Source organism: Novosphingobium sp. PY1 (assembly GCF_017312445.1).
Taxonomy (GTDB): Bacteria; Pseudomonadota; Alphaproteobacteria; order Sphingomonadales; family Sphingomonadaceae; genus Novosphingobium.
Window position 1 is genome coordinate 128,506 of record NZ_BLTI01000009.1, and the last position, 12,866, is coordinate 141,371.

The window sequence follows — 12,866 nt, forward strand, 5'->3', positions numbered from 1 at the left end:
CCAATCTGGCGGAACTGGCGCCCGACACGAATGCGCACCCTTTTCCGATGGCGCAGATTGCTCTAACGCCCGCCGATCATGACCGAACAGCGCGATTATCGTAGCACCGTCTTCCTGCCGAAGACCGATTTCCCGATGAAGGCCGGACTCCCCCAGAAGGAGCCGGGCATTCTGGCGCGCTGGCAGGAACAGGACATTTACGCAAGAACGCGCGAGGCCCGCTCGGGCCGCGACAAGTTCATCCTTCATGACGGCCCGCCCTACGCCAATGGCGACATGCACATCGGCCATGCGCTCAACCACATCCTCAAGGACATGGTCGCGCGCACCCAGACGCTGCTGGGCAAGGACGCGCCCTACGTTCCGGGCTGGGACTGCCATGGCCTGCCGATCGAATGGAAGGTCGAGGAGCAGTACCGCAAGAAGAAGAAGAACAAGGACGAAGTCCCGGCCGAGGAATTCCGCGCCGAATGCCGCGCCTATGCACAGAGCTGGGTCGACGTGCAGCGCGAACAGCTCAAGCGGCTGGGCGTCAACGGCCACTGGGACAAGCCCTACCTGACGATGGACTTCGCCGCCGAGGCGACCATCGTCACCGAACTGCTCAAGTTCGCCGAGAACGACATGCTCTACCGCGGCGCCAAGCCGGTGATGTGGAGCCCGGTCGAAAAGACCGCGCTGGCCGAGGCCGAGGTCGAGTACGAGGACATCGTCTCCACCCAGATCGACGTCGCCTTCGAGATCGTCGAAGCCGAGGACGAGGACCTGCTCGGCGCCTCGGTGGTGATCTGGACGACCACGCCCTGGACGATCCCGGTCAACCAGGCGATCGCCTATGGCAAGCACATCGATTACCACATGATCGAGGTCGAGGGCGGCGCGCGCTACATGGTCGCCGAACCGCTCGTCGAGAACTTCCTCAAGCGTATCGGCGCCGAAGGCCACAAGCTGCACTTCTTCATCAAGGGCGCCTCGCTTGCGGGCACCAGGGCGCGCCATCCGATGCACGCGCTGGGCGGCTTCTTCGCCGAACCGCGCCCGCTGCTTGACGGCTCCAGCTTCGTTACCACCGAAAGCGGCACCGGCTTCGTCCACATGGCGCCCGACCACGGCGAGGACGACTTCGACCTGTGCAAGGCGAACGGGATCAGCCCCAAGTTCGCGGTCGAGGGCGACGGTCGCTATCGTGAGGACTGGGGTTGGCTCGGCGGCCAGGGTTCGGTCATCAACCCGAAGTTCAACGCGCCCGACGGCCCGATCTGCAGCGACCTTCGCGAAGCCGGCGGCCTGCTGGCGGCCAGCGCGGACTACAGCCACTCCTATCCGCACTCGTGGCGGTCCAAGGCCAAGGTGATCTTCCGCTGCACGCCGCAGTGGTTCGTGCCGATGGACAAGGCGCTGGGCCACCTGCCCGCCACCACCCGCGCTGAGCAGCGCTGGGAAGGCGAAGGCGGCGCGGTCGACCAACTGGACGAGAGCGAGGGCGCCGCCCCGACGCTGCGCCAGGCCGCCGTGCAGGCAATCGCCGCTACCCGCTTCGTTCCCGAAAAGGGCCGCAACCGCATCGGTTCGATGGTCGAAGGCCGCCCCGACTGGGTCCTATCGCGCCAGCGCGCCTGGGGCGTGCCGATCACACTGTTCGTCAACCGCGAGACCGGCGAATACCTCGTAGACGCCGAAGTCAACGCCCGCATCATCAACGCGATCCGCGAATCGGGTGTTGATGCCTGGAGCGAAGCGCGCGCGCAGGAATTCCTCGGCCCGGACTACGAGGCCGACGACTACGAGCGGGTCACCGACATTCTCGACGTCTGGTTCGATTCCGGCTCGACCCACGCCTTCGTCCTCGAAAGCGGCAAGTGGCCCGAACTGGCCCCGCACGAGGATCACGTCGGCCCGATCGCCGATCTCTACCTCGAAGGATCGGACCAGCATCGCGGCTGGTTTCAGTCCTCGCTGCTCGAAGCCTGCGCGACGCGCGGCCATGCGCCCTACAAGGCCATCCTCACCCACGGCTTCACGATGGACGCCAAGGGCATGAAGATGTCCAAGTCGCTGGGCAACACGGTCAGCCCGCTCAAGGTCATGGAGCAGTACGGCGCCGACATCATCCGGCTCTGGGCGCTTTCGGTCGACTTCACCGAAGACCACCGCATCGGCGACGAGATCCTCAAGGGCGTGGCCGACCAGTACCGCCGCCTGCGCAACACGTTCCGCTACATGCTGGGCGCGCTCGCCGACTTCGACGAAGCCGAACGCCTGCCGGTTGCCGAAATGCCGGAACTGGAGCGCTATGTGCTCGCCCTGCTCGGCAAGCTCGACAGGAAGCTGCACGAAGCGGTCCGCGACTACGACTTCAACGAGTACGTGCGATCGCTGATCGACTTCTGCAACGAGGATCTGTCGGCCTTCTTCTTCGACATCCGCAAGGACTGCCTCTACTGCGATGCGCCGACGGATCCGAAGCGGCGCGCCTATCGCACCGTCCTCGACACGCTGTTCCATGCGCTGATCCGCTATGCCGCGCCGGTGATCGTCTTCACCGCCGAGGAAGTCTGGGGCACGCGCTATCCCGATGGCGACAGCGTCCACCTGCTGGAATGGCCCAAGGTGCCCGAGGTCGAGGCCGACCTGGCGCGCTGGGATGCCCTGCGCGACCTGCGCGAGAAGGTCACCGAAGCGATCGAGCCGCTGCGCCGCGAGAAGATCGTCGGCTCCAGCCTTGCCGCCGAAGTGACTGTACCGGCATCGGCTCCCGAAGCGGACTTCGCCGAGTTGTTCATCACAGCGACAGTGACCCGGGGGCAAGGCGAAGCAGTGTCCGCGTCCCCGACCTCCCACCACAAGTGCGGCCGCTGCTGGCGCCACCTTCCGGAAGTGTCCGAGGACGGCGCGCTGTGCGATCGCTGCGACGATGTCGTCGGCGCGATGGAAACCCCTGTGTGAGCAGTCCCATGCGCAACCGGCTGCTGGGCCTGCTGATCGCGGCCGTGGTCTTCCTCATCGACCAGGGCTTCAAGTCATGGGTGGTGAACGGCCTCAACCTGCGCGAAGTGCGGGTCATCGAACTGTTGCCGTTCTTCGACCTCAACTGGACACAGAACTTCGGCGTCTCGCTGGGCCTGTTCACTGCCGGGTCGACCGAGGGCCGCTGGGCGCTCGTGGCGATGACCGCGGCAATCGCGACTTTCGTGTTCGTCTGGCTGCTGCGCGAGCGCAAGATGGCCGACATCGCCGCCCTGGCCCTCGTGCTCGGCGGTGCGCTCGGCAATATCCGCGACCGCTTCCTGCTCGGCTACGTGATCGACTATGCCGACTTGCATTTTGGGGAATTTCGCCCCTTCCTGATCTTCAATATCGCCGATGCCGCGATTACCATCGGCGTCCTGATTATCCTTGCCCGATCCCTGCTTTCGCGCGAGAAGCCTGATTCAACGGTCGAAACGGCCCCGGAGAGTTGATTTGATGCCCAAGATGAAAACTGGCGCCCTCGTTCTCGTCACTGCAGGCGCCGTGTTCCTGTCCGGCTGCGGCAGCACCGGCCTGTTCAATCGCAATCGTCCCGACGAATTCGCGGTGCAGCGCCAGTCGCCGCTGGTCGTACCGCCCGATTTCTCGCTGAGCCCGCCCAAGGAAGGCCAGCCGCGCCCGACCGACGGCACCCTGCAGCAGCAGACGCTCGACGCGATGTTCGGCGGCCCGCAGGCCCGCAGCGAGATCGAGAAGACCACGCTGGGCATGGCCGGCACGCCCGACCCGGCGATCCGCTCGACGGTTGGCGATCCCTCGACCTACACGGTCGCCAAGGGCCAGGTCACCCGCCAGATCCTTTCCGCCCCCGAAGGCGACGGACGCGACGCGCAGACCGCCATCGGCGGCTGATTTGCCACGACAGATCGCGAAAGGGCCGGGGCGATTGCTCCGGCCTTTTTGTTTGCGGATGGCCGATTGTGCTCCGGCGAAGGCATCCAAGGCCCGGCCGAGCGTCAGCCGTCGCCGGAAACCCCGTCATCCCCGCCGTCGACCGCCTCCATCTCGACCAGGAGCTTGTCGATGCGCAGGCCGTCCATGTCGACGACCTCGAAGCGCCAACCCTGTTCGGTGAAGACTTCGCCCTCGCGGGGGACTTTCTTGAGAACCGCAAGCACGAAGCCGGCCACGGTCGCATATTCGCGGTCGTGGGACAGATCTATGTCCAGCCGCTCGGCAAAGGCGTCGGCCGGCATCGAGCCGGAGACGAGCAGCGAACCGTCGGCGCGTTCGATGACCATCGGCTCGTCGCCTTCGTCCTGGTGGCTGACGAAGTTGCCGGCAAGTGCCGCAAGCATGTCCGAGGGCGTCACCACGCCTTCGAGATGGCCGTACTCGTCATGGACCACCGCCATCGAGACTTCCGCCACCTGCAGCTTGCGCAGCGCATCCATAGCATCGAGCTGGTCGGGAATGACCTCGGCCTTCTTCATCATGGCGCGGATATCGACCTCGCGCCCCTCGACGAGCGCGGCCAGAACCTCGCGGACCTTGAGGATGCCCAGCACCTTGTCGGGCACGTCCTCATCCGCCACGGGCAGCAGCGAGTGCGGCGATCCGGCAATCCGCGCGCGCAGTTCCTCGCTGGTGGAATCGACGTCGATCCAGTCGATCTGGTTACGCGGGGTCATCAGTTCGCGCACCGGCCGGTCGGCCAGCTTCATGACCCCTGCCATCATTGCCCGCTCGTCCTCGTCGATCGCGCCCGAACGGGTCGCCTCGGCGAAGATCATGTGCAGTTCCTCGGCGGTCAGCTGCTCTTCCCCGCCGCGGCGCACCGCCAGCAGGCGCAGGATAAGGCCCGAGGACTTGTCGAGCAGCCAGACGAAAGGCGCCATGATCTGCGCCAGCAATGCCATCGGCCGGGCCATGATGATCGCCACCGGCTCCGCGGCGCGCAGGGCCAGTTGCTTGGGCACCAGTTCGCCGATCACGAGGCTGCCGTAAGTCGTCGCGATAATGACGAGCGCGAAACCGATCTGGCCCGAGAGATGGCCCGGAACGCCCAGCATCGCCAGCCTCTCGCCCACCGGCTCGCCCAGGCTTGCCCCCGAATAGGCGCCCGCAATGATGCCGATCAGGGTGATGCCGATCTGCACCGTGGAGAGAAACTTGCCCGGGTCCGAAGCAAGATCGAGCGCAGTCTGCGCAGCCCTGCTGCCCTTGTCCGCGGATACCTTGAGACGGGCCGGCCGAGCGGACACGATCGCCAGTTCGGACATGGAAAACAGGCCATTGATCAGGATCAGGCCGGCGATGATGAGGAGGTCGGTCCAGGGAAAGGGCGTCACAATGTCCCTGCGCTAGCAGAGATTTCCGCAATAGCGAAGCGCTGCGTGAAGCGGCAACAAATGCTCACAAGCGAACGTGCCTCTGGAACATAGGCGGGCAACAAGCGTTTGGCCGACATCATCAATTTGCCATTCATGTTCACTATCACACAGATGAATGCGCAGACAGAGATATACAGAGGAAGGGCCAAGACCATGAAACGAACTCGCCTGTTCACGGCAACAGCCGCCGCCATTTCGCTGATCGCAGTGTCCGGCTGCGTCACCGATCCGAACACCGGCGAACGCAAGGTCTCGCGCACGGCCATCGGCGGCGTGGGCGGCGCCGGGCTCGGCTATCTTCTGGGCAGCGTGATCGGCGGCAAGACCGCGCGCATCGTCGGCGCGGGCATCGGCGGCGTCGCCGGTGGCGTGGTCGGCTACCAGATGGACAAGCAGATCAAGGAACTGAAGGAACAGACCGCCGGTTCCGGCGTCGACGTCAGCCAGGAAGGCGACGGTATTCTCGTCAACCTGCCCGACGTGACTTTCGCCGTGGATTCCACCGCGATCAGCCCCTCGTTTCAAGCAACGCTCGACAAGGTCGCGCAGAGCATGATCCAGTATCCCAACAGCCTGATCGACGTGTACGGCCACACCGATTCAACCGGCTCGGACGCGTACAACATGGACCTGTCCAAGCGCCGTGCCGATTCCGTCGGGCGCTACCTGATTTCGCGCGGCGTGTCGTCGGCTCGCATCCAGACCCAGGGCATGGGCGAGAACTACCCGGTAGCCGACAATTCGACCGCCGAGGGCCGCGCGCTCAACCGCCGCGTGGAAATCAAGATCACCCCGGTGACGACCGACGAGGCCGCCGCCGCACGCTGAGTGCACACCCCGTAGACGGGATCGGTAGAGGGGTCGGCGCGTGGGAACGCCGGCCCCTTCTTCGTTGGCACCCACTGCACGATGGGCAGCCCGCGTGAATCTTCCCCAGCTCGGCCTTGCGCCGATCATTTCCTTTTGCGCATGGGCGCTCTAGTTAACCGGGTGTGACGCCCGCTTCGCGCAAGATCCTGCTCGTTTCCGCTGCCGGCCTGGGGCTGTGCGCCGCCATGGTGGCAGGCCGCGGGCTGAGCCAGGTGGGTGCATTCGCGGTGCTCAATCCCGCGGTCGACGCCACCCGGGCGCAGGAAGACATGCTGGCCGCGCGCCGCGAGGGCGATGCCGCTCGCGAGCGCGCCGAAAAGCTCGAAAAGCAGGCGCGGCAGGTAACCCAGCAGGCCGAGAAGACCGCGCGCGAGGCCGCTGCGGTCGCCGCCCGCATCCAGCAGACCGAAGCCGCCATTGCGGTACAGACGGCGAAAGTCCGGCTGGTCGCCTCGCAGAGAGCCGAGCTGCGCGCGCGTCTGGCCGAGCGGCAGGCACCGCTGGCCGGGCTGACCGGTGCACTGCAGCGCCTGTCGCGCCGCCCGCCCCTGCTCGCCCTGCTGCGCCCGGGATCGGTGCGCGATGCCGTTTACCTTCGCGCCCTGCTCGATACGATGTTGCCCGAAGTGCAGCGCCGTACTGCCTCATTGCGCAGCGAGATCGAGCGTGGCCGGGCGCTGGAGCGCAATGCCCAGGCCGCGGCCAACGACCTGAAGATGGCCGAGGCCGAAATGCGCCGACGGCGCGGCGAACTGGCAACCCTGGAAGCACGCCAGCGGCTGGCCAGCCGCGAGGCTACCGGCGTCGCCGCGCGCGAAAGCGAACGCGCCCTGGCCCTGGCCGAAAAGGCCCGCGACCTGAGCGATCTCGTCGACGAGATGGGCCGGCAAGGCGAACTGCGCCAAGAGCTGGCCGCACTGCCCGGACCGATCATGCGTCCGCCGCGCCCCGAGGAAGCGCAAGTGATCGCCTCCTCGCAGTTCGTCACCCCGCCCGAGGGTCTTCCCACCTACATGCTTCCCGTCACCGGCCGCGTCGTGACCGGATTCGGAGAGGATGCTCCCGGGCTCAACCGTTCGCGCGGCATCACCCTGGCGACCCGGGCCAATGCCCAGGCCGTCGCCCCCGCGCCGGGACGCATAGCCTATGCCGGGCCCTACCGCGGCTACGACCGCATCGTCATCATCGAACACAGCGGCGGCTGGACCTCGCTGGTCACCGGCCTCGCCCGCCTTGACGTCGATGTCGGCGAACGGGTGGTGGCCGGATCGCCGCTGGGCATGACAGGGCCCGGCCAGCCGCAAGTCCTCGTCGAACTGCGGCGCGAGGGCGAACCCGTTAATCCCCTGCAATATATCCGCTCGCTATAGTGCAGTGACGAGGATCGCTGCTTCACACCGCGCCGAAGGCCAAGGCCGCATCGCTGGCAATTGGCGCAAAGGCCCGGTAATATGCGCGATCATGTGCCAAGACCGGCTGCGGCCGGCGTGACGAACGAGAGGCAGTCAAGCCCGATGAAGATCAGATCCATCCTGCGCGCGACCATGCTGGTTTCCGCCGTAGCGGTCCTGCCGGTGGCAACGTCCGGCCTGTCGGCCGTAGACAGCCGCGTGAATCCGGGTTTCGACAAGCTGTTCACCATCTACGAACTGGTGAAGCAGAACTATGTCGACCCGGTCGACGACGACAAGCTGCTCAAGGGCGCCATCGACGGCATGCTCGCCAGCCTCGATCCGCACTCCAACTATCTCGACGGCCCTTCGCTGCAGCGGCTCGAGACGATGATCGACGGCAACTATTCCGGCCTCGGCCTTTCGGTCGTGGAGGATGACGGCGCGGTCAAGGTGGTCTCGCCGTTCAAGGGCAGCCCGGCGGAAAAGGCCGGAGTGAAGGCGGGCGACTACATCACCCACCTCGACGGCGTGCTCTACTACGAGCGCGACCTCGACGAGGCCGTGTCCAAGATGCGCGGCCCGGCCGGCACTTCGATCCGCCTGACGATCTATCGCCCCGGGCGCAACGAACCCTTCGACGTCACCGTGACTCGCGGCGTCATCGAGCTCGAGCCGGTGACCTGGGAGCTCAAGGACGACATCGGCGTCATCTCGGTCAACGAATTCTCGCGCGATGTCGGCAACGACGTGAACAAGGCGATCGCCGACCTCAAGAAGCAGGCGGCAACGGCGGGCGGCAAGCTCGACGGCCTGGTGCTCGACCTGCGCTCCAACCCGGGCGGTTCGCTCGACGAAGCCGTGGCGCTCTCGGACCTGTTCCTCGACAAGGGCGTGATCGTCTCGCAGCGCGGCCGCATCGCCAGCGAGAACCAGTATTATCGCGCCGAAACCATGTTCCGCGGCGACGTCGTCAAGGGCATGCCGGTGATCGTCCTGGTCGACGCGGGCTCCGCCTCGGCCTCGGAAATCGTGGCCGGCGCGCTGCAGGACCAGCACCGCGCTGTGGTGATGGGCGAGCGCACCTTCGGCAAGGGGTCGGTCCAGTCGTTCATCCAGCTCGACAAGAACAGCGCAGTCAAGCTGACGACGGCGCGCTACTTCACGCCTTCGGGCCACTCGGTGCAGGAAGGCGGCATCGTGCCCGACATCAAGGTGCCGCAGATGTCAGATCCCGATGCAAGGGCTCGCGCCGAACGGGCTGTGCGCGAGTCCGACCTGCGCGGCCACCTGATCAACGAGGCCGCGCTTGAGGACAAGGACCTCGAGAACGACAAGATGGACGATCCGCGCTTCAAGGTTTCGGCCGAGGAGCTGAAGGAAAAGGGCATCGACGACTTCCAGCTTCACTACGCGATCGCGACGCTGCAGCGCACCGCCGGCAAGCCGGCGCTCGCAACCAATGCGCCATCCGACAAGAAGAACTGAGCGGGCCGGACACGGGAAAGCTGAACATATGACCGTCGCCGTCGCCACGCCCTTGCGCGCCGCCCGCCTGCTTGCGCTCGCCATTCCGCTGGCTTTGCTGGGCGGCGCCTACCTCAGCCAGTACGGCTTCGGCCTCTACCCTTGCGAGATGTGCTGGTGGCAACGCTATCCGCACATGATCGCGATACCGTTCGCCCTGCTTGCCTTTTTCTGGCGACCGGTCGCGCCGCTGGTGGCGATCGCCGCGCTGGCAGTGCTCGTTTCAGGCCTGATCGGCGGCTTTCACGCCGGAGTCGAATATGGCTGGTGGCATGGCGTCACCGCCTGCACCGCCAGCGTGTTCGACGGCGGCGGCGATCCCCTTGCCGCGATCATGAAGGCCCCGGTGATCCGCTGCGACGTGGCGCCCTGGGACCTGTGGGGCATTTCGCTGGCGGGCTGGAATTTCCTCATTTCCACCGGCGGGGCCCTGCTTGTCTTCGCGCTGATCGCGATGAACGGCAAAGTGCAGCTTACGGCGCCCGAAAAGGTATAAGGCACAAGGTTTGGACACAGGCATGGACGCGAAATCGGAACGCAACGCCCGGATCCTCAGGGTCGATCAGGCCGGCGAATATGGCGCCACGCGCATCTACGCAGGCCAGCTCGCGGTCATGGGTACCCGCGCCGAGCATTCGAGCGAGATCGCCGGCATGGCCGAGCAGGAAGCCGATCACCGCGCCCGCTTCGATGCGATGATCGCCGAGCGAGGCGTGCGCCCCACCCTGCTCCAGCCGGTGTGGTCCGTCGCCGGTTATGCGCTGGGCGCGGCAACCGCACTGCTGGGCCCCAAGGCCGCGATGGCCTGCACCGCCGCGATCGAAACCGAGATCGACCGCCACTACACTCAGCAACTCGAAGAGCTGGAAGGCGACGACGACACTGAACTGCGAGAGACGATCCGCGAATTCCGCGATGACGAGCGCGAGCATCGCGACGCCGCACTGGCCGCCGGGGCCGAGCAGGCGCCCGCCTATCCCCTGTTGTTCAACGCCATCCGGCTGGGCTGCCGCGCGGCCATCAAGCTGTCCGAGCGCATCTGACGCTTCGCAGGAGAAATTGATACGCGTTAGGGCTTTCTTCCTGGCTTCACCTACCGTTCAAGGCCGGTCTGGCCTATATCCTGACCGATAACGATCAATCCGATGCATGGAGCATAACCGATGGCCCGCCTCCTGACTGCCGCCGCAGCCCTCGCCGCCCTTTCCGCGGGCCTGACTTTCGCAGCCGCTCCTGCCACCGCGCAAGAGGACGATGGCGAGAAGGTCAACCAGGTCATCGTCTTCGGCGACGATCCCTGCCCCGAATCGTCGGGCAACGAGATCACCGTCTGCGCGCGCAAGGCCGAAGCGGAACGCTACCGCATTCCCGAACCTCTGCGCGGTGTGGATTCGCCCAAGTCCGAAGCCTGGACCAACCGGGTGGAAGCCTACGAAACGGTCGGCGCGTTCGGCACGATGAGCTGCTCTCCGGTCGGCGGCGGCGGCGCGCTAGGCTGCACCCAGAAGCTGATCGACCAGGCCTATGCCGAGAAGGCCAACGCCTCCGACGTGAAATTCAGCGAACTGATCGCACAAGAACGCGCCAAGCGGCTCTCGACCATCGATGCCGAAGCGGCCGCGCAGCAGAAGCGGGTCGAGGCGGCCGAAAAGGCCTATCTCGAGCAGAAGCAGCGCCAGCAGGCAGAAACCGACGCCGCCGAAGACAAGAGCGGCACCGCGACCATTGCCACGCCGGTTGATGAATCCGAAGACAAGTAAACGCGGCCGGTCCGCCCTTCGCGGCGGGCTGCGGCGTCGAACATGAAAAAGGCCGGGATCGCTCCCGGCCTTTTTACTCTTCGGTTCGCGTTCCGATCTTGCCCGAAACTCAGGTCAGGGCAATGTCGGGAGCATCTTCCTGCTTCATGCCCACGACGTGGTAGCCGGCATCGACATGGTGCGTCTCGCCGGTCACGCCCGAGGAGAGGTCCGAGAGGAAATAGAGGCCCGAACCGCCGACGTCCTCGATCGTGACGTTACGGCGCAGCGGCGAGTTCAGCTCGTTCCACCTTAGAATGTAGCGGAAATCGCCGATGCCGCTGGCAGCCAACGTCTTGATCGGACCGGCCGAGATCGCATTGACGCGGATGTTCTGCGGGCCGAGATCGTTGGCAAGGTACTGTACCGAAGTCTCGAGAGCGGCCTTGGCCACGCCCATGACGTTGTAGTGCGGCACGACCTTTTCCGCGCCGTAATAGGTCAGCGTCAGGATCGAGCCGCCATTCGGCATCATTTCCATCGCCCGCTTCGTCACCGCGACGAGGCTGTAGGCGGAAATGTTCATCGTCATCAGGAAGTTTTCGAGGCTGGTATCGACGTACTTGCCGCGCAGCTCGCTCTTGTCCGAAAAGCCAATGGCGTGGACGATGAAGTCAATCGTGTCCCAGCGCTCACGGATCTGGTCGAAGCACACATCGACCGCTTCCATGTTCGCCACGTCGCATTCGACGAGAAAATCGCTGCCAAGGCTTTCAGCCAGAGGCTTCACGCGCTTGGCGAGTGCTTCCCCCTGATAGGAGAAGGCCAGCTCGGCGCCGTGTTCATGCAGCTTCCTGGCAATGCCCCAGGCCAGCGACTTGTCATTGGCTAGGCCCATGATCAGGCCGCGTTTCCCCTGCATCAGACCGGTCATTCGTGTTCATCCTGTACTTCGTTATCGTCCTGGGCCGAGGACGCCCGCGCCCGCCTGAGCAATTCGCGCTCTTCCGGCGATTCCGCGAGCGCCGCATTGAGTTCGGCGCCCACGACCATCCCTAGTCCGACAAGCCAGAAAAAGAAAAGCGCGATCATCACTCCGGCGAGACTTCCGTACGTCAGATCGTAAACGAAGAAATTGCGCAACACCTGCGGGAGCAACCAGACGACCAGCAGCCACCAGATGGTAACGAGCGCGGCGCCGGGCCACTTGGGATAGATCCCGCGCTGGTAGGCCCGCGGCGTCAGCAGGTAGAAAAGCGTGTAAATTGAACCGAATAGCGTGGCAGTCGAGATCGTGCGCGAGACCATGATCTGGTCGATCACCGAATCGAGGCGGGGAAATAGCACAAGCAGGACTTCCTCGATCGCCCCGATCAGGACCTGCGATGACAGCGAAACCAGCAGCAGGATCACCGATCCGAAAATCAGACCGGTGGAAAACAGGCGATAGCGCCAGAAGGCCCTGTCCTTTGCCATGCCGTAGGCGCGGTGGAGAATGTCGCGGATCGTCTCGATCAAGCTGGTCGCGGTCCACAGGCCGAACAGCCCGCCGACCCAGAGCAGCCAGCCGTGCCGGGCCGCCACGACGTCGCGCGCGACCGGGTCGATCACTTCGGCCACGCGCGGCGGCACCGCGATCAGCAGGGCATCGATCGAAGCGTCGAGCCGGGCCTGCTCGCCAAGCGCCGAGAAAATGGCGGCCAGGGCGATGAAGAAGGGAAACAGCGCCAGCAGGGTCATATAGGCAAGGTTGCCGGCGTGGATGAAGCCGTCGTGCCACGCCCCCGACAAAACCCTGCGCAGGACGGCGAAAAAGCGCGAGCCCGGCCCGGCCCGGCGCCGCAGCTCATCCTTGATCCGGTCACGGCGCCGCAGCGCCTCGCGCCGCCGGGACTCTGGCGAGAGGTCCGCCATGACCCGGTCCAGCGGGTCATCCTGTTCTATAGGCTGTTCGACCTGCACCGGGCAGTCATAGG

Annotated in this window: 12 protein-coding genes; 9 read left to right on the top strand and 3 right to left on the bottom strand. The window is 65.4% G+C overall.

The window, feature by feature from the left end; all coding sequences use genetic code 11:
* Positions 1–78: 78 nt before the first annotated feature.
* From ileS to J3474_RS16295, 3 genes are read left to right on the top strand one after another with little or no spacing between them, the layout of a single operon-like run.
* Positions 79–2,946, top strand: coding sequence for an isoleucine--tRNA ligase (gene ileS, locus J3474_RS16285; protein WP_207094879.1), 2,868 nt, complete (start codon positions 79–81; stop codon positions 2,944–2,946).
* An 8-nt stretch (positions 2,947–2,954) separates the two neighbouring features.
* Complete coding sequence (gene lspA, locus J3474_RS16290; RefSeq protein ID WP_007012678.1) at positions 2,955–3,461, top strand: signal peptidase II; 507 nt, start codon at positions 2,955–2,957, stop codon at positions 3,459–3,461.
* A 4-nt stretch (positions 3,462–3,465) separates the two neighbouring features.
* Positions 3,466–3,882: a DUF3035 domain-containing protein gene (locus J3474_RS16295; protein WP_007012677.1), complete on the top strand. Its 417-nt coding sequence runs from the start codon at positions 3,466–3,468 to the stop codon at positions 3,880–3,882.
* A 104-nt stretch (positions 3,883–3,986) separates the two neighbouring features.
* Here J3474_RS16295 and J3474_RS16300 read toward each other — a convergent pair whose 3' ends face one another.
* Complete coding sequence (locus J3474_RS16300; RefSeq protein WP_041558636.1) at positions 3,987–5,321, bottom strand: hemolysin family protein; 1,335 nt, start codon at positions 5,319–5,321, stop codon at positions 3,987–3,989.
* A gap of 195 nt (positions 5,322–5,516) precedes the next feature.
* Between J3474_RS16300 and J3474_RS16305 the strand changes: the two genes are divergently transcribed.
* From J3474_RS16305 to J3474_RS16330, 6 genes are all read left to right on the top strand, one after another.
* Positions 5,517–6,191: an OmpA family protein gene (locus J3474_RS16305; protein ID WP_013831521.1), complete on the top strand. Its 675-nt coding sequence runs from the start codon at positions 5,517–5,519 to the stop codon at positions 6,189–6,191.
* 164 nt (positions 6,192–6,355) lie between these two features.
* The gene (locus tag J3474_RS16310) at positions 6,356–7,603 is read left to right on the top strand and encodes a murein hydrolase activator EnvC (protein WP_207094880.1); all 1,248 of its coding nucleotides are present in this window, start codon (positions 6,356–6,358) and stop codon (positions 7,601–7,603) included.
* A 144-nt stretch (positions 7,604–7,747) separates the two neighbouring features.
* Positions 7,748–9,112 (top strand): S41 family peptidase, encoded by a 1,365-nt coding sequence (locus J3474_RS16315; protein WP_207094881.1) that lies wholly within the window; start codon positions 7,748–7,750, stop codon positions 9,110–9,112.
* Between the two features lie 28 nt (positions 9,113–9,140).
* Positions 9,141–9,647, top strand: a complete 507-nt coding sequence (locus J3474_RS16320; protein WP_207094882.1) for a disulfide bond formation protein B — start codon at positions 9,141–9,143, stop codon at positions 9,645–9,647.
* 22 nt (positions 9,648–9,669) lie between these two features.
* Positions 9,670–10,194, top strand: a complete 525-nt coding sequence (locus tag J3474_RS16325; protein WP_007012671.1) for a demethoxyubiquinone hydroxylase family protein — start codon at positions 9,670–9,672, stop codon at positions 10,192–10,194.
* Positions 10,195–10,314: 120 nt separating this feature from the next.
* Positions 10,315–10,911, top strand: a complete 597-nt coding sequence (locus J3474_RS16330) for a hypothetical protein (RefSeq protein WP_007012670.1) — start codon at positions 10,315–10,317, stop codon at positions 10,909–10,911.
* Between the two features lie 109 nt (positions 10,912–11,020).
* Here J3474_RS16330 and fabI read toward each other — a convergent pair whose 3' ends face one another.
* Positions 11,021–11,824: an enoyl-ACP reductase FabI gene (gene fabI, locus J3474_RS16335; protein ID WP_207094883.1), complete on the bottom strand. Its 804-nt coding sequence runs from the start codon at positions 11,822–11,824 to the stop codon at positions 11,021–11,023.
* The gene (locus tag J3474_RS16340; protein ID WP_013831517.1) at positions 11,821–12,804 is read right to left on the bottom strand and encodes a YihY/virulence factor BrkB family protein; all 984 of its coding nucleotides are present in this window, start codon (positions 12,802–12,804) and stop codon (positions 11,821–11,823) included. The genes fabI and J3474_RS16340 overlap by 4 nt, the downstream gene beginning before the upstream one ends.
* Positions 12,805–12,866 lie beyond the last annotated feature (62 nt).

Bases quoted from the DNA above. Each gene is read 5' to 3' on its own strand.
- ileS (WP_207094879.1), top strand. From the start codon at position 79: ATGACCGAACAGCGCGATTATCGTAGCACCGTCTTCCTGCCGAAGACC.
- J3474_RS16320 (WP_207094882.1), top strand. From the start codon at position 9,141: ATGACCGTCGCCGTCGCCACGCCCTTGCGCGCCGCCCGCCTGCTTGCG.
- lspA (WP_007012678.1), top strand. From the start codon at position 2,955: ATGCGCAACCGGCTGCTGGGCCTGCTGATCGCGGCCGTGGTCTTCCTC.
- J3474_RS16325 (WP_007012671.1), top strand. From the start codon at position 9,670: ATGGACGCGAAATCGGAACGCAACGCCCGGATCCTCAGGGTCGATCAG.
- J3474_RS16330 (WP_007012670.1), top strand. From the start codon at position 10,315: ATGGCCCGCCTCCTGACTGCCGCCGCAGCCCTCGCCGCCCTTTCCGCG.
- J3474_RS16305 (WP_013831521.1), top strand. From the start codon at position 5,517: ATGAAACGAACTCGCCTGTTCACGGCAACAGCCGCCGCCATTTCGCTG.
- fabI (WP_207094883.1), bottom strand. From the start codon at position 11,824: ATGACCGGTCTGATGCAGGGGAAACGCGGCCTGATCATGGGCCTAGCC.
- J3474_RS16295 (WP_007012677.1), top strand. From the start codon at position 3,466: ATGCCCAAGATGAAAACTGGCGCCCTCGTTCTCGTCACTGCAGGCGCC.
- J3474_RS16340 (WP_013831517.1), bottom strand. From the start codon at position 12,804: ATGGCGGACCTCTCGCCAGAGTCCCGGCGGCGCGAGGCGCTGCGGCGC.
- J3474_RS16315 (WP_207094881.1), top strand. From the start codon at position 7,748: ATGAAGATCAGATCCATCCTGCGCGCGACCATGCTGGTTTCCGCCGTA.